This window comes from Flavobacterium sp. SORGH_AS_0622 (genome assembly GCF_030818825.1).
Lineage (GTDB): Bacteria > Bacteroidota > Bacteroidia > Flavobacteriales > Flavobacteriaceae > Flavobacterium.
The window spans coordinates 2,884,468-2,905,271 of record NZ_JAUTAX010000001.1 but is presented as its reverse complement, the minus strand read 5'-3'; the positions used below and the strand labels follow the sequence as shown (position 1 = coordinate 2,905,271).

Annotated in this window: 14 protein-coding genes; 12 read left to right on the top strand and 2 right to left on the bottom strand. The window is 35.8% G+C overall.

Annotated features, from left to right (window positions below):
• Positions 1-48 precede the first annotated feature (48 nt).
• The 4 genes from QE431_RS12455 to QE431_RS12440 all read left to right on the top strand — a co-directional run bounded on the left by QE431_RS12455 (position 49) and on the right by QE431_RS12440 (position 3,923).
• The gene (locus QE431_RS12455; RefSeq protein ID WP_307296310.1) at positions 49-903 is read left to right on the top strand and encodes a fumarylacetoacetate hydrolase family protein; all 855 of its coding nucleotides are present in this window, start codon (positions 49-51) and stop codon (positions 901-903) included.
• Between the two features lie 184 nt (positions 904-1,087).
• A complete protein-coding gene (locus QE431_RS12450; protein WP_307296308.1) occupies positions 1,088-2,101 on the top strand; it encodes a zinc-binding alcohol dehydrogenase family protein in 1,014 nt (337 codons plus the stop codon).
• Between the two features lie 187 nt (positions 2,102-2,288).
• Positions 2,289-3,086 carry an SDR family oxidoreductase gene (locus tag QE431_RS12445; protein ID WP_307296305.1) on the top strand — a complete coding sequence of 266 codons (798 nt, stop codon included), beginning with the start codon at positions 2,289-2,291 and terminating at the stop codon, positions 3,084-3,086.
• Positions 3,087-3,092: 6 nt separating this feature from the next.
• Positions 3,093-3,923, top strand: coding sequence for an amidohydrolase (locus QE431_RS12440; RefSeq protein ID WP_307296304.1), 831 nt, complete (start codon positions 3,093-3,095; stop codon positions 3,921-3,923).
• Between the two features lie 163 nt (positions 3,924-4,086).
• On the opposite strand, the gene QE431_RS12435 is transcribed toward QE431_RS12440, so the two are convergent.
• A complete protein-coding gene (locus QE431_RS12435; RefSeq protein ID WP_307296302.1) occupies positions 4,087-5,763 on the bottom strand; it encodes a glycoside hydrolase family 28 protein in 1,677 nt (558 codons plus the stop codon).
• A gap of 549 nt (positions 5,764-6,312) precedes the next feature.
• On the opposite strand from QE431_RS12435, the gene QE431_RS12430 reads away from it, so the two are divergent.
• The 4 genes from QE431_RS12430 (at position 6,313) to QE431_RS12415 (ending at position 12,655) form a co-directional block, all read left to right on the top strand.
• Entirely contained in the window at positions 6,313-8,775 is a 2,463-nt protein-coding gene (locus QE431_RS12430; protein ID WP_307296300.1) for an L-rhamnose mutarotase, read from the top strand.
• Positions 8,776-8,985: 210 nt separating this feature from the next.
• Positions 8,986-10,050 carry a Gfo/Idh/MocA family protein gene (locus QE431_RS12425; protein WP_307296299.1) on the top strand — a complete coding sequence of 355 codons (1,065 nt, stop codon included), beginning with the start codon at positions 8,986-8,988 and terminating at the stop codon, positions 10,048-10,050.
• Positions 10,047-11,627 carry a sodium:solute symporter gene (locus tag QE431_RS12420; protein ID WP_307296296.1) on the top strand — a complete coding sequence of 527 codons (1,581 nt, stop codon included), beginning with the start codon at positions 10,047-10,049 and terminating at the stop codon, positions 11,625-11,627. The genes QE431_RS12425 and QE431_RS12420 overlap by 4 nt, the downstream gene beginning before the upstream one ends.
• A 107-nt stretch (positions 11,628-11,734) precedes the next feature.
• On the top strand, positions 11,735-12,655 hold the full coding sequence (locus QE431_RS12415) for a hypothetical protein (protein WP_307296293.1): 921 nt from the start codon (positions 11,735-11,737) through the stop codon (positions 12,653-12,655).
• Between the two features lie 44 nt (positions 12,656-12,699).
• Here QE431_RS12415 and QE431_RS12410 read toward each other — a convergent pair whose 3' ends face one another.
• On the bottom strand, positions 12,700-13,908 hold the full coding sequence (locus tag QE431_RS12410; RefSeq protein ID WP_307296290.1) for an MFS transporter: 1,209 nt from the start codon (positions 13,906-13,908) through the stop codon (positions 12,700-12,702).
• 101 nt (positions 13,909-14,009) lie between these two features.
• On the opposite strand from QE431_RS12410, the gene QE431_RS12405 reads away from it, so the two are divergent.
• The 4 genes from QE431_RS12405 to QE431_RS12390 all read left to right on the top strand — a co-directional run bounded on the left by QE431_RS12405 (position 14,010) and on the right by QE431_RS12390 (position 20,713).
• Positions 14,010-14,828 carry a helix-turn-helix domain-containing protein gene (locus tag QE431_RS12405; RefSeq protein WP_057116099.1) on the top strand — a complete coding sequence of 273 codons (819 nt, stop codon included), beginning with the start codon at positions 14,010-14,012 and terminating at the stop codon, positions 14,826-14,828.
• Between the two features lie 437 nt (positions 14,829-15,265).
• Positions 15,266-17,452: an alpha-rhamnosidase gene (locus QE431_RS12400; RefSeq protein WP_307296287.1), complete on the top strand. Its 2,187-nt coding sequence runs from the start codon at positions 15,266-15,268 to the stop codon at positions 17,450-17,452.
• 483 nt (positions 17,453-17,935) lie between these two features.
• Positions 17,936-19,405: a hypothetical protein gene (locus QE431_RS12395; protein WP_307296284.1), complete on the top strand. Its 1,470-nt coding sequence runs from the start codon at positions 17,936-17,938 to the stop codon at positions 19,403-19,405.
• A 183-nt stretch (positions 19,406-19,588) separates the two neighbouring features.
• A complete protein-coding gene (locus QE431_RS12390) occupies positions 19,589-20,713 on the top strand; it encodes a glycosylase (RefSeq protein WP_307296283.1) in 1,125 nt (374 codons plus the stop codon).
• Positions 20,714-20,804: the final 91 nt, after the last annotated feature.

The window sequence follows — 20,804 nt, the reverse complement described above, 5'->3', positions numbered from 1 at the left end:
AGTTCATTCATCAGAAAAAAATAAACTAACAATTAAAAATATACGATTATGAAATTAATACGTTTTGGAGAAATCGGAAAAGAGAAACCAGGAGTTTTAATTGGAGAAAAGAGATATGATGTTTCTTCGATTGTAACCGATTTTAACGAAAGTTTCTTTGAAGAAAATGGATTAGAAAAACTGCAAAAAGCATTAGAAAGCAATCCGACTTTGCCAGAAGTGGATGCTTCGGTACGTTTGGGATCGCCAGTTGCACGACCTTCTAAAATTATTTGTATTGGTTTGAATTATATCGATCACTGCAAAGAAACAAACGCTCCGATTCCGACTGAACCTATTATTTTCTTCAAATCGACCACTTCTTTATGCGGACCAGATGATGATTTGATTATTCCAAAAAACAGTGAAAAAACTGATTGGGAAGTAGAATTGGCATTTATTGTAGGCAAAAAAGCAAGTTATGTAGAAGAAGCAGAAGCTTTAGATTACGTTGCAGGGTATGCTTTATTGAACGATTACAGCGAAAGAGCTTTTCAATTAGAGCGTGGCGGACAATGGGCAAAAGGAAAAGGAAGTGACACTTTTGCGCCTCTTGGACCATTTTTGGCGACCAAAGACGAAATCGCAGATGTTGACAATTTAAAGATGTGGCTGACAGTAAATGGCAAAAAATACCAAGACAGCAATACCTTAAATTTAGTTTTCAAAATTCCTTATTTGGTGCATTATTTAAGTCAGTTTATGACTTTGCTTCCTGGCGATATTATCAGTACAGGAACGCCTCCCGGAGTTGGTTTAGGAATCAAACCAGATCCAATTTATCTTAAAGCAGGAGATGTTGTAGAATTGGGAATTGAAGGTTTAGGAACTAGTAAGCAAAAGGCTGTAGCTTATAAAAAGTAATATAACTATCTGTTATTGTACTAACGAATGATGACGCTGATAAAACGGATTTACTTTGTAAAAACGCGGATTTAAACGGATTTTATATTTAAGAAAATTAATCAAAAATCCGTTTAAATTAGTGTCTTCGCGATAGCGAATCTGTATCAGCCGCGTCTAATTAGAAATTTAAACGAATTAAAAAATGAAATATATTGTTTGCGAAAAACCGCAGGAATTCCTTTTAAAAGAAACCAGTATTCCAGAACCAAAAGAAGGCGAAGTTTTATTGAAAATAAAAAGAATTGGTATCTGTGGAACTGATATTCATGCTTTTGGAGGAACTCAGCCCTATTTTGAATATCCAAGAATTTTGGGACACGAATTGGCAGCGGAATATGTAAAAGGAAATGCAGCAGGTTTTAAACCCGGAGATAAAGTTACTTTTATTCCATATTTCAACTGCGGAAAATGTGTGGCGTGTCGAAACGGATTGACAAACTGCTGCGTAAATATTAAAGTTTTTGGAGTACATATTGATGGAGGAATGGCCGAATATGTTTCAATTCCTGAACAATATTTACTGCACGGTCAAGGTTTAGATTACGATGAATTGGCTTTGGTTGAACCTTTGGCAATTGCAGCACACGGAGTAAGAAGAGCGGCTGTTAAGTCAACGGACACTGTTTTAGTTATGGGCGCAGGACCTATCGGAATTGGTTTGATTCAGTTTGCTAAAATTGCTGGAGCAAAAGTAATTGTCATGGATATCAATGATTACAGATTAAATTTCTGTAAAACAGAACTAAATGCAGATGAAATGATTAATCCTTTGAACGATGATGTTGCGCAAAAATTAGCTGAATTGACCAATGGCGACATGGCAAATGTAGTAATTGATGCAACTGGAAATCAGAAAGTAATGAACAGCGCTTTCAACTATATTTCACATGGCGGAAGATTTGTTTTGGTTGGACTTCAAAAAGGAGAATTAAGTTTCAGTCATCCTGATTTTCATAAAAGAGAATCAACTTTAATGAGCAGCAGAAATGCCACAATTGAAGATTTTGAATATGTAATGAAATGCTTGAAAGAAGGTAAAATCGATCCGAAGAAATACATTACACACAGGACAAGTTTTTCTGAAATGATTAATGATTTTGGAAACTTGATTGATCCGAAGAATAATGTGATTAAGGCGTTAATTGAAATTGATTAATTTGTGAAAAGTGAAATGTAAAAAGTGATTTGTGATATTTGATTTTCGTTGTATAAACACAAAGCGATCGGATTTTACATTTCACATTTCACCTCTTAGATTTCACAAAAAGAAAAATCATTTTACATTTCACAAATCACTTTTCACAAAAGACACATTTTACAAATCACATCTAACACAAAAAGAAATGGATTTAAACTTAAAAAATAAAATAGTTGTTGTTTCTGGTTCGGCTGGAAAGGAAGGCAGTATTGGAGAAACAATTGTTAACAGACTGGCTGATGAAGGCGCAATTCCGGTTTTGGTTGACAGAAATGCAAGAGGTTTTGAATACGTGGAAAGACTTCAAAAAAGAGGCGTTAATTCTTTATTTGTTCAGACAGATGTAACCGATCCTGTGGCAATAGAAAATGCTGTAAAAGTAATCGCAGCAAAATATGGCAGAATCGATGCTATTATTAATAATGTGGGTGTAAATGACGGTGCAGGATTAGATTCTAGCTACGAGGATTTTATGAATTCATTGAAATTGAATGTAGTAAGTTACTTTCTACTGGCTAAATATACACTTCCCTATTTGAAAGAATCAAAAGGAAACATCTTAAATATTGGTTCAAAAGTAGCTTTAACAGGGCAGGGCGGAACTTCAGGTTACGCTGCTGCGAAAGGCGGCGTTTTGGGATTAACGAGAGAATGGGCAGTAGATTTGATTCAGTTCGGAATCCGTTCTAATGCGATTATTATTGCGGAAAGCTACACACCTGCATACGAAGATTGGATTAAAACATTGCCAGACGGCGAAACAGTTTTAAATAAAATCAACAAAAGTATTCCGTTAGAAAGCCGAATGACAAAAACAGAAGAAATTGCAGATACGGCACTTTTTATCATTTCAGAAAAATCATCACATACCACAGGACAATTTGTTTTTGTGGATGGAGGTTACGTACATTTAGACCGCGCTTTAATCAGCGATGTTAACTAAGAAATTATGAGTAAAAGAATAGATTCCCATCAGCATTTTTGGAAATTTGATCCCGTTCGAGACAGCTGGATTGATGAAACGATGCAAAATATTCAGAGAGATTTTCTTCCAAAAGATTTACAGCCACTATTAAAAGAAAATCAGTTTGAAGGCTGTGTGGCAGTCCAAGCCAGTCAGTCTGAAGAAGAAACTCATTTTTTATTGGATTTAGCTTCAAAAAATGATTTCATAAAAGGCGTTGTCGGCTGGATAGATTTACGAAATGCAAATATCGAAGAACGTTTACAATTCTTTTCGAACGAAGAAAAATTGAAAGGTTTTAGACATGTTGTGCAGGGCGAACCAGATGATTTTATGTATGGAGAAGCTTTTAGAAGAGGAATCTCAGCTTTAAAACCATTCAATTATACTTACGATATATTGATTTTCGAACGCCAATTGCCGGCAGCTATAAGTTTGGTAAAAGATTTTCCAAACCAAAAGTTTGTAATCGATCATATAGCAAAGCCAAACATCAAATCAGAAACTATTTATTCTTGGAAAAGCGGCATCGAAGAAATAGCAAAATATGATAATGTATGGTGTAAAATCTCAGGAATGGTCACAGAAGCCGACTGGAAAAACTGGAAACCAGAAGATCTAAAACCGTATTTAGATGTTATTTTTGAAAACTTTTCAATCGATAAATTAATGTACGGATCAGATTGGCCGGTTTTAAATGTAGCTTCAGATTATAATGAAGTGGTAAAAACTTTAGAAGATTATATTTCGAAGTTTTCAATTGAAGATCAGAGTAAGATTTGGTTTGAAAATGCTAAGACATTTTATAAACTATAGTTTTTTTGAAACCATATAAGTGATATAAGATCAATTTAGCTGGTTCTTAATTAGTTCTCGCAAAGACGCCAAGTCGCTAAGAAAATAAAACTTTGCGACTTGGCGTCTTTGCGAGATTTTTTTTTAATTTAAATTAACTTACATTACTTATATGGTTCAAAAATTAAAACTTAACCGCTTTCTTAGGAACATCCTTTCCAATAGTAGTAGTTTTCGATAAATTAGAACCACTCAAATCAATATTTTTACTCGCCTGACCGTTGATTGTAATCGCGCTAGAAGAACCAGAATTAAACTCTATTTTTTTTAATGAAAGGTTTTGCGTATTGTAAATTTCGAAAGCGTTTTTAGCCTCTATATCCAACTGAGCGTTAGTGATTTTAATTCCGTTTGCATCAATAATAGAAAATCCTTTTTGAGCTTTGGCAATCAAGTTTGAGATTTCAATATTTTCTAAATTCATTTCAGGAAGCCCTTGTAAAAATACTGCTTGCTGAGCACCTTTAATCGTAATGTTTTTAATTACAATATTTTTAAACTGAGGCGTTTCTTCAGTTACTGGAATCGCTTTCGTGCTAACGGTATTCCCGCCTTCCGCCAAAGTTTCAGCAATCGATTTTCCTCCGTAATACAAATCAAATGAAATCGCCTGAGACGGAATATCGGTCATAAAAACATCTGAGATATAAATGTTTTCAACTACACCGCCGCGTCCGCGAGTACTTTTAAATCGTAAACCAACATCAGTTCCCATAAAAGTACAATTAGAAACATGCAGATTTTTTACGCCTCCAGACATTTCGCTTCCAACCGTAACACCGCCGTGACCGTGATATACAATATTGTTTTTTACAATGATATTTTCGCAAGGAACACCTCTGTCACGTCCGTCTTTATCTTTTCCAGATTTAATACAAATGGCATCATCTCCAACATCAAAGCTAGAGTTTTCTATTACTACATTTTTACATGATTCAACATCAAGTCCGTCACCATTTTGTGAAAACCATGGATTTCTAACGGTTATATTTCGAACAATTAAATCTTCAATTAATAAAGGATGAATATTCCATGCAGGTGAATTTTGGAAAACAGGCCCATCAAACATAACTCTTTTGCTGTTTTGAATACTTACCAAAACTGGACGCAGAAAATCATGAATAGCTTCAAAATCTTCTTTAGTTTTTAAATCAGGACGAACGTTCTGATCTGCACCTTTAGCACCTTTTAAATATTGATCAGATGGATACCAACTGTCTTTCTTTTCATTTAAGACTCCGCCAGAAGCTACAAATTTCTTCCATTGATCCTCTGTCAGTTTGCTCTTTTTCACTTGTCTCCAAGCTTCGCCAGAACCGTCCCAAACTCCATTTCCGGTAAAAGCAATATTCTCTAGATTTTTACCATAAATAGGAGAGATACAACGCCAAGTATTTAAGCCTTCAAAGCTAGTTTCGATAATTGGATATAAAGATTTGTCTGTAGAGAATTTAATTAAAGCTCCAGTTTGAGCATGCAATTCAATATTGCTTTTTAAAATGATTGGTCCTGTCAGCCAGATTCCAGGCGGAATAACTAATTTTCCTCCGCCTTTTTTAGAAAGCGCATCAATAGCATCTTCAAAAGATTTAGTATTCAATACATAACCGCCGTTGACTGCTCCAAAATCCTTTAAATTCACCACATTATTTGGAATAACGGGTTCGCTTACTTTTGGCATTTTGAATTCAACATTAGCATAAGTATCGTAAGAGGTGCTTTGAGCATTTACATTTTTCGACCCCAGACAAAGCATAATTGCCATTGCAAGAGAAAAAAGATTTAGTCGGTTGGTTTTCATTGTTAGTAAATTTTTGGTATTATTTTTATAGATGTGAAAAATTACTTCTCACATTAATAATAATAGTTAAATGTAATCGATTACACAAATCTATTAAAAAAAGTTTAAATGTTTGCCACGAATTACACGAATTGCACTAATTTTTCTTTCTATGTAATTAATAATATGAATATGAATTGCCTCCAGCTTTAGCTGGGGTTATATTTTACACATTTCCTGGCTTTAGCCAAACTTCAGAATTTGGCTAAAGCCTTTACTCTTTACATTATAAATCTCCATCTAAAGCTGGATGCAATTGAAGTTAGTTAAATAAAAAAATTAGTGCAATTCGTGGCTAAACAAAAAACCACAAACAGGAGGGTACAGGATACATATAACTTTATGTTCAAGTAAATTGGACCAATTATTTGGTAAAAGTGTTAAAAATACATTTATTTGTAAAATTATTAGTGCTTTAAATTAATGCCTGATAATTTTATCCTAAGAAAAAAATAAATACTATAAATAATGCGCTTACTTCCTTTCAACAAATTACTGATCGTTTTTTTAATGGTATTCACTTTTTTTTCGGCGAATGCTGCTGAAATCTGGGTGTCGCCATCTGGAAATGATTCCAACATCGGAACAAAATCAAATCCGCTGGCAACGGTTCACATGGCAATGCGAAAAGCCAGAGAACTGCGCCGACTAAAAGATCCATCCATAAAAGACGGAATCCGAATTATAGTAATGAACGGAACGTATTATTTAAACGAACCTTTGTTTGTAAGACCAGAAGATTCGGGAACGCCGGAAAGTCCAACAACAATTGAAGCCGATGCAAATGCAAAGCCAATTATTAGCGGTGGAATCGAAATTAAAAACTGGAAAAAAACTACTGTTTTAAATGGTAAAAAAGGAACATTTTGGGTAGCCGATGCGCCTCAAAAAGCAGGTTCAATTATCAATTACCGACAATTATGGGTAAATGGAAAAAAAGCAGTGAGAGCCAAAAGCACTGCTGGAAATGCAATGGACCGAATTTTATCTTGGGGTCACCAATCGCAAACCTGCTGGATTCCGTTTAAAGACAAATCGATAAAGTTTGAGCCGGGAATGGAAATGTTTATCGTACAATGGTGGTCGATTGCCAATCTCCGAATCAAAAATATTGAAGTACAAAAAGACAGCGCCAAACTTTCGTTTGAAGAGCCAGAAAGCCGTATTCAAAGCGAACACCCGTGGCCTGCGCCGTGGATTTCTAAAAACAACGGGAACTCGGCTTACTTTTTAAACAATGCTTTTTCACTTTTAAATGAGCCTGGAGAATGGTATTTGGACAAGAAAAATGCTAAAATCTATTATATTCCGCGTCAGGGCGAAGAGATAAATTCGGCAAAAGTTACCGTTCCGGTTTTAGAAAATCTGGTTGAAGTAAAAGGAACGATTGATTCGCCTGTAAGTCATTTTAGATTTAAGGGAATTTCATTTCAATACAGCAATTGGCTGCGTCCTTCAGAAAAAGGTCATGTGCCTTTGCAATCGGGTTTGTATTTGTTGGATGCTTATAAATTGAAACAGCCGGGAACGCCAAATCAGGCGAATTTAGAAAATCAGGCGTGGGTGGGAAGACCTCGTGCGGCTGTTGAAGTTAATTATGCCAATAATATTCAATTTGAATCCTGCCGTTTTGAGCATTTGTCTTCGACTGGTTTAGATTTAAATAAAGGAACAAATCACAATACCGTAAAAGGAAATTTATTTAAAGATATTGGTGGAAGTGCAATCAATGTTGGCATTTTTTCTGAAGAAGCTTTTGAAGCGCATTTGCCTTTAATTATAAAAGACGAAAGAGAAATGTGCTCTGATGAAGTGATTGCCGATAATTTAATCACCAATGTAACCAATGAAGATTGGGGAACTTTGGGAATCAGTGCTGGTTTTGTGCGTAATATAACCATTGAACATAACGAAATTTCAGACGTATCGTATTCCGGAATGGCAATGGGCTGGGGATGGACGCATACGCCAAACGTAATGCAGAACAACAAAATTCTGGCGAATAAAATTCATCATTACGCCAAACATTTGCATGATGTAGCAGGAATTTATACGCTTTCGGCGCAACCCAACAGCCGAATTGAAGAAAATTATATCGACAAAGTTTACAATAGTCCGTATGCTCACGATCCATTTTTATGGCTGTATTTGTATACCGATGAAGGTTCTGAAGGATTTACGATTAAAAACAACTGGATTGCCGAGAAGAAAATCCTAAAAAACCATAACGGTCCAAAAGGAAACATATGGGAACATAACGATCCGTATGTGAGTACAAAAATTAAAGAGGCAGCCGGAATTAGATCGCCTTATAAAGATTTAGAAAAAGAAGTTGTAATCGATGAAAATTGGGGACTGCAGGAAATGCCAAAACCGTACGCAATCGAATTGATAGGAAACGATTTTGACATCGAAAAAATCAAATCGACCTTAGTTGGTTTTAGAATTGTTGGTCAGGAATTGTACCAATGGAAAAATCATTTGGTGATTTACGGAAAAATGAATCAGCCGGAAAGGACAAAGAGAAAATTGGCCGGTGCTTTTCCTTCTTTAGAAATTAAAATCTATGAAGATTTAGTTTATGATTTCCAAAACTTCGAAAGATGTAAAGATTCGAAACCAGCATCAGATTGGGAAAATATTGTTTTAACAGCGAATCTTCCTGCCGATGAAAAACTGCAGAAAGAATATGTAGAGTATCATAAAACACAATTCGAAAAATGGCCGGAAGTAGCAAAAGGTTTCTGCAACGCCGATTTCCAACAGTTACAGGTTTTCAAAAAAGACAGACAATTGATCTTGGTAATCAGTATTCCGAAGGGAGAAAATCTGGACAAACTAAATCCGAAAACAACCCAAAATAATCCACGTGTAGACGACTGGAATGCTTTAATGAAGAAATACCAATCGGGAATTGAAGGCGCAAAACCAGACGAAACCTGGATTTTCTTAAGCAAAGTAGAAACGAAATAATTACAGACTAATTATCCTAACAGGTTTCCAAAACCTGTTAGGTATGTGTAAGTTCAAAGTAATACAAACCAAAGATTAAATAATTAAAATAATTTTTTCTAATCTGTGAAAATCCTTTAATCTGTGGCAATAATACCTAACAGGTTTTAGAAACCTGTTAGGATACGTAACAAAAAAATCTAACATCAACAATCTAAAATAACCACACCCATGTTAAAAATAGCCATTCTGGGACTTGGAGAAGGACGAAGCACCATGTCGGCCGCTATAGAAAGTTCAAAATTAGAGCTTGTAAAAATATGCGACAGAAACGACGACTTGTGCAAACAGCGCGCAAAAGAATTCGATTTTCATTCATACACCACCAATTACGAAGATTTATTAAACGATGCTTCAATTGATATAATTGCGATTTACACGCCCGATCATTTGCATGCACAGCACGTAAAACAAGCTTTGTTACACGGAAAACATGTGGTTTGTACTAAACCTTTTATCGATGATCTTTCGGATGCTAAAGAGTTATTAGAATTAAGCAAATCGACTGGAAAGAAAGTCTTTATCGGACAAAGTTCCCGTTTCTTTGAACCAGCCAAAAGACAAAGAGCTGATTACGAAGCGGGTTTAATAGGAGATTTAATTACAATTGAAGCGCAATACCACGCCGATCACAGATGGTTTTTAAAGAAAGAATGGTCGCTTTTGCAATCTTTTAAATGGCTGTACGGCGGTTTGAGTCATCCTGTAGATTTCATCAGATGGTATCTGCCAAACATTCAGGAAGTAATGGGTTACGGAATGATCAGCAGTAACGGACAAGCAGCAGGATTGAAAAATGAAGACACGATGCACTTTATCTTTAAAGCAACTGATGGAAGAATTGCCCGTGTAAGCGGTGTGTATACGTCACCGACTCAGCCTGCGCAACGCGACAGCGGAATGAGCACGATTTTAAGAGCAACAGAAGGAGCAAGTCAGGCCGATTATCACGAATTGCGTTATGCAGTTACAGACAAAACGGGCGAAGAAAAAGTAATTACCTGGGGCGACAGCACGATAAAATATTATTTCCGTTTTGAGGGACAAAGTCATCACGGCGGAGAATATCAGAATTATTTAGAATATTTTGTTGACAGCATTGAGCAAGGTTTTGAAGCCTATCCAAACATGGAAGAAGGAATTGGAACTGTGGCTTTATTGCAGGCAATGGACAAATCACTGCAAACTGGAATGCCGGTTAAAATTGCCGATATTCTTAATGAATACGGACTATGAACAGCATCTACGATAAATTAACGACGCTCGATTTTATAATTGTAGCCGTTTATTTGGTGACTTTATTAGTCATTGGTTATGTGGTAAGTGTGAAGCAGAGCAAGAAAAACGAAACACTTTTTCTGGCATCCAATTCATTAAACTGGTACAGCATCGGGTTTAATATGTGGGGAACCAATGTTGGGCCTTCATCCTTATTGGCTTTTGCAAGTATTGGTTACGCTACAGGAATTGTGGCAGGAAATTTCGAATGGTACGCCTTTGTATTTTTACTGCTTTTGGCGATGGTTTTTGCACCGAGATATATTGCGAGTAAAGTCAGCACCATGCCCGAATATATGGGAAAACGTTACGGCGACAGTACGCAGAATATTCTAGCGTGGTATGCTTTGGTAAAAATATTAGTAAGCTGGTTATCTTTAGGATTATTCAGCGGAGGCGTTTTAGTACGTCAGATTTTAGGAATTCCGATGTGGCAGAGTGTTACGGTTTTAGTAATTTTCTCTGGAATATTTACGTTTGCGGGAGGATTAAAAGCGATTGCAAAAGTCAATGTTTTTCAGATGATTCTGTTGATTGTAGTTTCGCTGACGCTTTCGTTTTTAGGTTTGCAAAAATTGGGTGGAATCGATGTTTTAATTGACAAAACACCTTCAAACTTCTGGAATCTACTCCGCCCTTCAGATGATGCACATTATCCATGGCCGGCTATTTTATTAGGTTATCCCGTTGCAGCTGTTGCTTTTTTCTGTACCGATCAATCAATGGTGCAGAGTGTTTTAGGAGCTAAAAATCTAGAGCAGGGGCAATTGGGTGTAAACTTTATTGGCTGGTTAAAAGTCATGGCTTTGCCATTGTTTATTCTTCCCGGAATTTTGTGTTATGCTTTATATCCCGAATTAGGAAGCAATTCGGATTTGGCTTATATGACAATGGTTACAAATCTTTTCCCAAGCGGCATGAACGGTTTGGTAATCTGCGTGATGATTGCGGTTTTGGTAGGAACAATTGGTTCTTCTTTAAACGCTTTGAGCACCGTTTTTACCAATGATATTTATGTGAAAAAAATCAACCCGACGGCGACTATCAAAGATCAAATTAAAATTGGACGTTTAACGATTGCTGCTGGTTGTGTTTTTGCGATTCTGATTGCCGTTGCAATTGACAATATTAAAGGACAGAATTTATTCAACATTTTTCAGGCTGTTTTAGGTTTCCTGGCGCCATCTTTATCGGTTGTGTTTTTGCTGAGTGTTTTCTGGAAACGCACTACAAAAAAAGCAGTAAATGCAACGCTTTCTTGGGGTTCTGCCTTTAGTTTATTTGTTGGGGTCTTGTACTTATGGATTTTTCCTGCCGATAAATATCCCGCTTGGCCTCACTTTTTATTGATTTCCTTTTACATTTTTGCTGTGCTTTTAATTGCAGCAGTTGTAATTTCTCTAACCGATAAAAATCCTGAAGTTAATTTTTCAGATGAAAGGGATATTCCTAAAACTAGTAAAAAGGTGAAACTTTTGTTTGGTTTGCTGGGTTTGACAATTTTGGTTTTGTATTTGGTTTTTAATTTTAATTAGTCGAAAAAAAATAAATAATAAAAAGACTACTTTAGTTTTAATATTTTGTAGTTTTTGTATTACATTTGCATCGCTTTTACGAAATGTTTAATGATAAAAATGTAATTATGTCAAAAAGTATATTAGCAGTATTAATTTTTTCTTTTATTAGTATTAATAAGATGGCCTCGCAAAATCAAAAGATTTTTATCACGAGCGTCAAAAAAGGTGATAACAGTGTAGAATACAATTATACTAAAGCGGTACCAGGCAATTATTTTATAGAGTTTGATTTAGAAAGTGCTGCAAATGTTGAAAATATCTCTGCATTTAGAAAAACATATAATTTAAATTTAACCGAAGATTCCGGAACACTTTTTAAATTAGAACCTGCTGACAAAGAAAAGCCGATTTATTGTTCTTATACCTATAGCTATAGAAAAGGTTCTATAAAGCCTCAGCTGGATAACTCGATTGTTTATTTTCTACCATTTAAACAGAATAAAGAGGTAAGAATATATGAAACCTTTAGATTTAATGTTAAACCTGAAATATGGAAAAATTATACGGTGTTTTCTAAGACTAAAGATACCATATGTTCAATGAGAAAAGGTTTAGTTACCGAGATAAGAAAATTTGCTGTCTCAGATAAAGGAAACACTATTTTCAGAACAGAAATCATAGTTGACCATGCTGATGGAACAAATGCATCATATAGCGGTGTGGATGAAAATTTATTAGCGGTTAAACTTAATGATCAAGTTTATCCAGGTTCTATGCTTGGTGTAATGGATAACGTTGTGGATAACGATAAAAATCATGTCTTTAAATTTAATGTTTATTATTTGTCTGATGAAGAAGTAGATGGTTTAGATGGTAAAAAAAATAAAGTAATTGAAAGATCTGTAATGCCAATTTTTTATACTGCTGAAGGTTATCAAAACTTATACAGCGATAAAAAGTATACAGTAAAATATAATGATGAAGTCCTTTTTAGAGAAATGACTCCTCAGGAAAAGGAAAAATATACTTCAAGTAACGTAATGTAAAAAAAATGCTCTAAATATTTTAGAGCATTTTTTTTTAGTATATATTAGTTTTTAATTTTCTTCTCAAGATTTGGTAAAAATCCAGTGATAATACCAATTAAAGGCAGAAACGCACAAATCTTAAATACATATTCAATACTTGTCGCATCGGCGATTTTTCCGAGAATAGCAGAACCTAAACCTCCCATTCCGAAAGCAAATCCGAAGAAAAGACCTGCGACAAGTCCGACTTTTCCGGGCATTAATTCAGTTGCGTAAACTAAAATTGCAGAGAATGCAGAAGAAAGAATCAATCCGATAATTACAGATAGAGTTCCAACCCAAAATAAAGAAACATAAGGTAACATCAAGGTAAAAGGAGCAACTCCCAAAATAGAAACCCAGATAACATATTTTCTTCCGTATCGGTCTCCAATTGGTCCTCCGATCAAAGTTCCTGCAGCAACAGCACCAGAGAATAAAAATAAATATACTTGTGACTGCTGAATTGTGATGTGAAATTTATCTATCAAGAAGAAAGTATAATAACTTGTAATACTGCTCATGTAGAAGTATTTAGAGAAAATCAATACCAATAAAATAATTAGCGAAGCAATTACTCTGTTTTTAGATAAATGATGCGTTTCGATTTGGTGTGCCGATTTATTAGCCATTCTTTCAGATAAATGTGCCGTGTACCAAATCGCAATTTTATACAAAGCAAAAATTCCAACTAAAGCAATAATACAAAACCAAGCGATATAAGATTGTCCATGTGGAATAACGATAAAAGCGGCTAATAAAGGTCCGATAGCACTTCCTGCATTTCCTCCCAATTGAAAAATAGACTGTGCCAATCCTCTTTTGCCACCCGAAGCCAAATGAGCCACACGTGAAGACTCAGGATGGAAAATTGAAGATCCAATTCCGATTAAACTTACTGATAATAATAAGTTGATAAAACTTGAAGCGATCGAAACAAAGAAAAGTCCAACCATGGTAAAACACATTCCAACAATCAGCGAATAAGGTTTTGAGTTTTTATCGGTATACATTCCCACAAATGGTTGTAAAATAGACGCTACCATTTGGTAAGTCAAAGTAATAATACCAATTTGGGTAAAACTCAAACTGAAATTGTCCTTTAAAAGCGGATAAATTGAAGGCACGACAGCCTGTAGAAGATCATTAATTAAATGAGAAAAACTTATAATAAATAAGATCGAGTAGGTGGTTTTTTTAACTATTTCGGGGTTTGCTTTAATAGTGTCCATTTGGTAATTTTTGATTCTTAAATTAGGTTTAAAAACAACAGCTGTATTATTTTTTGCAAAGATTAAAAGAATACTAATGTCAGAATTGCTATATTTGGACAATGAATAACCAGATTCGGACATATCGAATGGCGCAGGAACATGGATACAGAATTGATCCATTGATTCCTGTTATTGGCTATACTGAAATGGTAACCAACGAAATGTGCATTTCGCACTCACATCCAAGAGGCCAGTTAATCTATGCGACTCGTGGCGTAATGAACGTTGTGGTGGGCAATCATATTTGGGTGGTGAATCCGTTGCAGGGTTTGTGGCTTCCGGGCGGTGTAGAGCATCAGGTTACTTTTCAGAAAGACGTTAATTATTACAGCGTTTTTATCGATCCGTCTGCCATGGAAGGATTGCCAACAAATAGTTTTTCCTTTGATATTCCGATGTTCTTAAAGCAATTGGTTTTTAAAATCATTTCTTTTGGAATAGAAGGAAATCTCACTCCGCCACAAAAAAGAATCATTTCTGTTTTCTTAGACGAACTAGCTTTAATTGAGCCAAGTGCAACCTTTCTGCCAACAACGAATCACGAAAGACTCCAAAAAGTAGTCGAACTTTTAATGGATGATATAGCTAGTAAAAATACGATAGAGCATTACGCTGAACTTTCTTTCATGAGCACCAGAACGTTATCCCGCTTATTTATTAAAGAATTGGGAATGAATTTCAGCGATTGGCGCACACGCTTAAAATTGTTAGAAGCTATAAAACGTTTGGGCGAAAAACAATCCATAAAAGAAATTGCCTTCAATTTGGGTTACGAAACTACCAGCGCTTTTATCTATATGTTTAAGAAGCATTTGGGCAAAACGCCTTCTAATTATATTTTAGAAGATGAAAATGAATCTGATAGGATGATTGCTTAGATTGTGAGCTTAAATTTAAACGCAGATAAAACGGATTCGCTATCGCGAAGACACGGATTTACGCGGATTTTTTCTTTTGTTTTATCCAAAATAGCCACAATCATTGTCATTTCGACGAAGGAGAAATCACACTGGAAATTCCGCAATCTAGATCGCCAATCTTTGTAGAGCTACGTGTGTGATTTCTCCTTCGTCGAAATGACAAAAATGCACAAATCATTAAAATCTGTGTAAATCCGCGTTTTTAAGAAGTAAATCCGTTTCATCAGCGTCCCATAAAATTCTAACATCATTTTTTTTAGTACTAAAAAAGTGATAAGCCGTAATTTTTCCCTTAAAAAATTATCAAAAAGTGCTATTTTTTATGAATTAGCAGGATAGTGCAGGTTGTGAAATGTAAAGATAACACTTATCTTTAGTCCCAAAATAAACTTACTATGCTAAACCGCTTTTCCATTTTTAAGACTCTACTTCTTTTTGTTGCCCTTTTTTGCTGTTCGCTATCATCAGCACAAGAAAAATCAAAAGAAGCGACATGGATCTGGTATCCAGGCGATTTCGAAGTTTGGTTAAGCAATAAAATGCAGGTAAGACGTACAGAACGTGAAGCCGTGTTTCCACCGCTTTGGCAATATTACAGTCCTTATGCCTTAGTCACTTTTCAAACAGAAGTAGATATTCCGGAACCAGACGAGGCAAAAATCTTTTCGGAAGGACCTTTTCAACTACTTTTAGATGGTGTTCAAATCTACGGACAGCCAAAATCAATAAAAATTCCTGCTGGAAAACACAAAATTTCTTTTAAAGTTTACAATCAGGAAGTGTTGCCAGCTATCTATATTAATGGTAAATATGTTAAATCTGATGCTTCTTGGAAAGTAACCAATGAAGATAAACTCTGGATTGACGAAACTGGAAAAGCACAGCAATCGGGAACACCTTGGGTACCAGTGGGTTCTTGGAATTTTAATTCGCCAGAAAACAAACCTTCTGAGTTTAAGCTAACAACTAAACCTTTGAGTGCAAAGAAAACAGAAAAAATAGGAGCTGGTGAGTTGGTAGATTTTGGTAAAGAAACTTTTGGTTACATTAAAATTCATGGCTTAAAAGGAAAAGGTAAAGTAGCGCTTTATTACGGAGAATCTCGCGAAGAAGCGCTGGATTCTGCTAAATGTGAAACGTTAGATCATTTGACTTTTGATGGAAAACAGCCTGAAACCTATACACATGATGGATCGAAAGCATTTCGCTATGTTCAGGTGCAAGCTGATGCAACAATTAAGTATGATTCGATTTCGATGCTTTATGAATATTTGCCATTAGATTACCGTGGTGCATTCAAATCATCGGATGAACAATTGAATAAAATTTGGGATGTGTCGGCTTACACGATGCATTTAACCTCTCGCGAATTTTTTATAGACGGAATTAAACGTGATCGTTGGGTTTGGTCTGGCGATGCTTATCAAAGTTATTTAATGAATTATTATTTATTCTTTGATTCGGCTTCCGTAGAACGAACACTCTTAGCACTTCGCGGTAAAGATCCTGTAACGGCTCACGTAAATATTATAATGGATTATTCGCTGTATTGGTTTGTGGGGGTTTACGATTACTATCTACATACTGGCGATACCAAATTTATCAAAACCTTTTATCCAAGAATGAAATCGCTTATGGATTTCTGTTTAGAAAGAAGAAATAAAAACGGATTCCTCGAACCATTAGAAGGAGATTGGGTTTTTATTGATTGGGCAGACGGATTGCCAAAAACGGGCGAGGTTAGTTTTGAGCAAATGCTTTTGGCTAGGAGTCTTGAAGCCATGGCGGTAAGTGCTGAAATTGCTGGTAAAAGTGAAGACCAAAAACAATATCAAAAATTAGGAGATGATTTGAAAACAAAGCTATTTGATGTGTTTTGGGATAAAAAAGAAAATGTGATGAAGCACCAGCGTATAGATGGTAAAATCCAAAATATTGTAACCAGATATGCTAATATGTTTGGTATTTTTTTCAATTATTTTAATGAAGAACAAAAACAAAGCGTAAAAAATAAGGTGCTGCTTAATAAAGATGTTCTCCAAATTACAACTCCATACATGCGTTTTTACGAGTTGGAAGCGTTGTGTGCGATGGGCGAGCAGGATTATGTTTTAAAAGAAATGAAAGATTATTGGGGCGGAATGCTGAATGAGGGCGCGACATCTTTCTGGGAAGAATACAATCCAAACAAAAAAGGAACGGAACATTTAACGATGTATGGTCGTCCTTACGGAAAAAGCCTTTGCCACGCTTGGGGAGCAAGTCCGATTTATTTATTAGGGAAATATTATTTGGGTGTAAAACCTTTAAAACCGGGTTATGCTGAATATGAAATCAAACCAAATCTTGGAGGTTTAAAATGGATGGAAGGAAAAGTGCCAACACCAAACGGCGAAGTTGCCATCTATTGCAGTACGAAAGAAATTAAAGTGAAAGCAGGCGAAGGAGAAGGAAAATTAATTTTTGAAAGTGCCAGTAAACCAAAAACAAATTCAGGAACGATTAAGGAATTATCGAAAAATAAATATCAGTTGATTGTAAAACCGAATGTGGAGTATAAAGTGAGTTATAGGGCTATTTGAGCTCTTAGTAATTAGTTCTTAGTGCCTAGTCCTTAGTCCTTAGTTTGGAAACGTCTAGTCTGTCATTCCGACCGAAGGGAAGAATCACACTCGTAACCACAAAGATTGTAACGCCAGTTTTGTCATTTCGAGGAACGAGAAATCTCCGCGACAATATTCTACAAAGAGAGGAAATACTTTGTCGAGCTACTTACGAAGATTTCTCCTTCGTCGAAATGACAAGATTGGGAAATGCATTCAAAGAATAAAAGCCTTAAAAAAATAAAAAACCAATGTTTTCAAAAAATACAAAATACAATTTCAAATTAAAAACAGCTTTTCTAATGCTGTTAATTGTCTGTATTCAAGTTTCAGCACAAAACACCGAATGGAAACCTGCTTCATTTGAAGTTGTAAAATCCAATTACAAAACTTTTAAAACCCACACAATACGCGCATGTATTTTCAGGAAGCAAACATAATATTGTTCGTTTAGCTCCAGAATTGCAAGGATTAACAGGCGTTGAACTTCCTTTAGATAAATATAAAAACGGGACCAATTCTCCATTACAATTAAAATTTAAAGAACCTGTTACGGTTCTGGTTGGTGTTTTTCAAGATAAAAATGCGGAATATCTGCAAGTAAATCAAATCGGGAATAATAATGAGATCCTTTCAAACGGAGTTACCATTACAGGTTTACCGCCTGTTGATGTTTACGCAATTCCTTACGGAAAAGGAACTCATACTATTTTACCAAACCAAAAAGGATTGTTTGCTGTTTTGGGAGTTTTAAAAATCGATCAGCAGTTGAATGCAAGAGATGCCAAATTACCCGACGGAAAATTATGGAACCCAACTTTTATCGTGGAAGGATTTTCAGATGAAAAACCCCTTTTTGAAATTATCGGCGGAGAAAGCAAACCAGTTATTGATGAAGGAATGTCTGGAACAGAAGGAATTCAGGGTGGATTTGAAGGCGGACGTGTAGTGAAAGTCGGCGATACCTATCATATGTTTCCAACCGAAAGAGCTGGAGAAAAAGGTGTTGATTATTATTACGATCGTGTAAAAACCAGAATCGGACATTGGACAAGTAAGGATGCAATTACTTGGAAAAGAGAATCCACAATCTACCAAGCCAGCGGAACTTACGCCGTAACCGAAGATGATAACCCGATGAATGACCGCCGTGCAGCCATTTGGTCGTATATGCCTGTTTTTAACGAAAAAGCAAACAAATGGTACGGCTATTATTTGGCATACACTGTAAGTAAAGAAATAGAACCAAATCATTCATTTGGAAGAATTTGGAGATGCGAATCAACTGTAGATGGAATCAACGGAATCGGAGGACCTTATAAAGATATGGGAATTATCATGGAACCGGGATTGGACTCTCAGCCTTGGGAAGGCCGTCAGGGGGTTGCTTCGTTTTTTCCGTATCAAGTAGGCGATAAATATTTTGGATTTTACAGCGGTGCGTATCCATTTAACTCTTGGGCAGATTATCCAAAAAAATCAGGAAAAGGCTGGTTTGTGGCTTTAGCCGAATCTAAAAGTTTAGAAGGACCTTGGACGAGAATGAACAAAGGCTTGGAACCTATTAAAACGATGCATCCGCAATTTGTTGAAAATCCAATTGTAAGTCAGCTACCAAACGGTCTGTACATTGCTATTTTTGATGGCGGTCCAGACGGATGGGGACATCATTTACCTAATATGATTGCGTATTCGTTATCTGCAGACGGTGTTAATTGGTCAGAAGCGCATTATCTTCCAATAGAAACCAAAGTCAATAAATGGTGGGATATTATGAGAACGCCCTTATGTTTAATCCCAGAAGGAAATGATGTTTACACAATAGTATATAATGCAATCGATTTAAAAAGAAGATTTCATCCAACAGGAATGGTAAAAGTAAAATTAAACAAAGACGTAATGGAGTCTAAATTAAAAGAACTGAAGAAATAGAAGAGAGTGGGAAGATGCAAGAAGCAAGAAGCAAGATTTTAGAACATAGAAATAGAGTAAAGAATATAGAGTAAAGAATATAGAAACTTTGCGACTCTGCGACTTTGCGAGATTAAATTGTCCACAGAATAAATATAAAACTTAGAGCCTTAGCGCCTTCGTGGCAAAAAAACATAACCAAAAATGAAACTTAAATACCTAATTCTAATTATTTCAGCATTTGCCATAACCAGCTGTGCAACCAAGTACAAGAAAAGAGAAATTACAGAAACCGTAATGCAGGAGATTTACGAAGAAATCAAAACGCCTTATAAATACGGTTTGGTGATGGTTCCGACGGACAACTCCTATAAAATGGATTGCCCGAGTGTATTCAAAAAAGATGGCAAATGGTACATGACGTATTTAATTTACGATGGAAGAGGTTATGAAACATGGCTTGCAGAAAGCGATAATTTGTTAGACTGGAAACATTTAGGAAAAGTAATGTCTTTCTCAGAAAATGAAAAACATTGGGATGTCAACCAAAAAGCAGGATATATTTCGTTGCAAGATCCAACGTGGGGCGGAAGCTACAAATGGGAAAAATACGATGACAAATACTGGATGAGTTATTTTGGCGGAGACAGCAAAGGTTACGAAGCAGGCGTTTTATCAATCGGAATGGCGTATACGAAAGAAGCGCCGACAAAACCACACGAATTTCAAAGATTAGAAAACCCGGTTTTAACGCCAAAAGACAAAGACGCAAAATGGTGGGATAATAGCACGATGTACAAAAACAGTGTGATTCGTGATAAAGATAAACTGACAGGACATAATTTTATCATGTATTATAATGCCCGAGGTGATAGTATAAATCCTGCTAAAGGCGCAGAGCGTATTGCAATGGCGGTATCAAACGATATGAAAGAATGGAAACGTTATGGCGATAAACCATTAATCAACCATCATAAAGGAATCTCAGGAGACGCCTATATTCAACGTATAAATGATACTTGGGTAATGTTCTATTTTGGAGCTTTTTGGACAGGTTGGAACCAAGGTGCATTTAACCGCTTCGCAGTTTCAAATGATCTAGTAAACTGGACCGACTGGAAAGGTGACGACTTGGTTAAATCCTCAGAACCTTATGATGATTTGTTTGCGCATAAATCGTTCGTAGTAAAACATGATGGTATTGTGTATCATTTTTACTGTGCAGTTAACAAAGCAGAACAAAGAGGAATTGCAATAGCAACTTCTAAAGATTTAGGAAAAAGCAAATTGAATTTTGTGGCTCCGCCGGAGAAAAAGAAGAAGAATTAAGTACAGAGTATTAAGTATTAAGATCCAGTTTGTCATTTCGACGAAGGAGAAATCACATTCGTAACCACAAAGGTTGTCGATTATAGTTGCG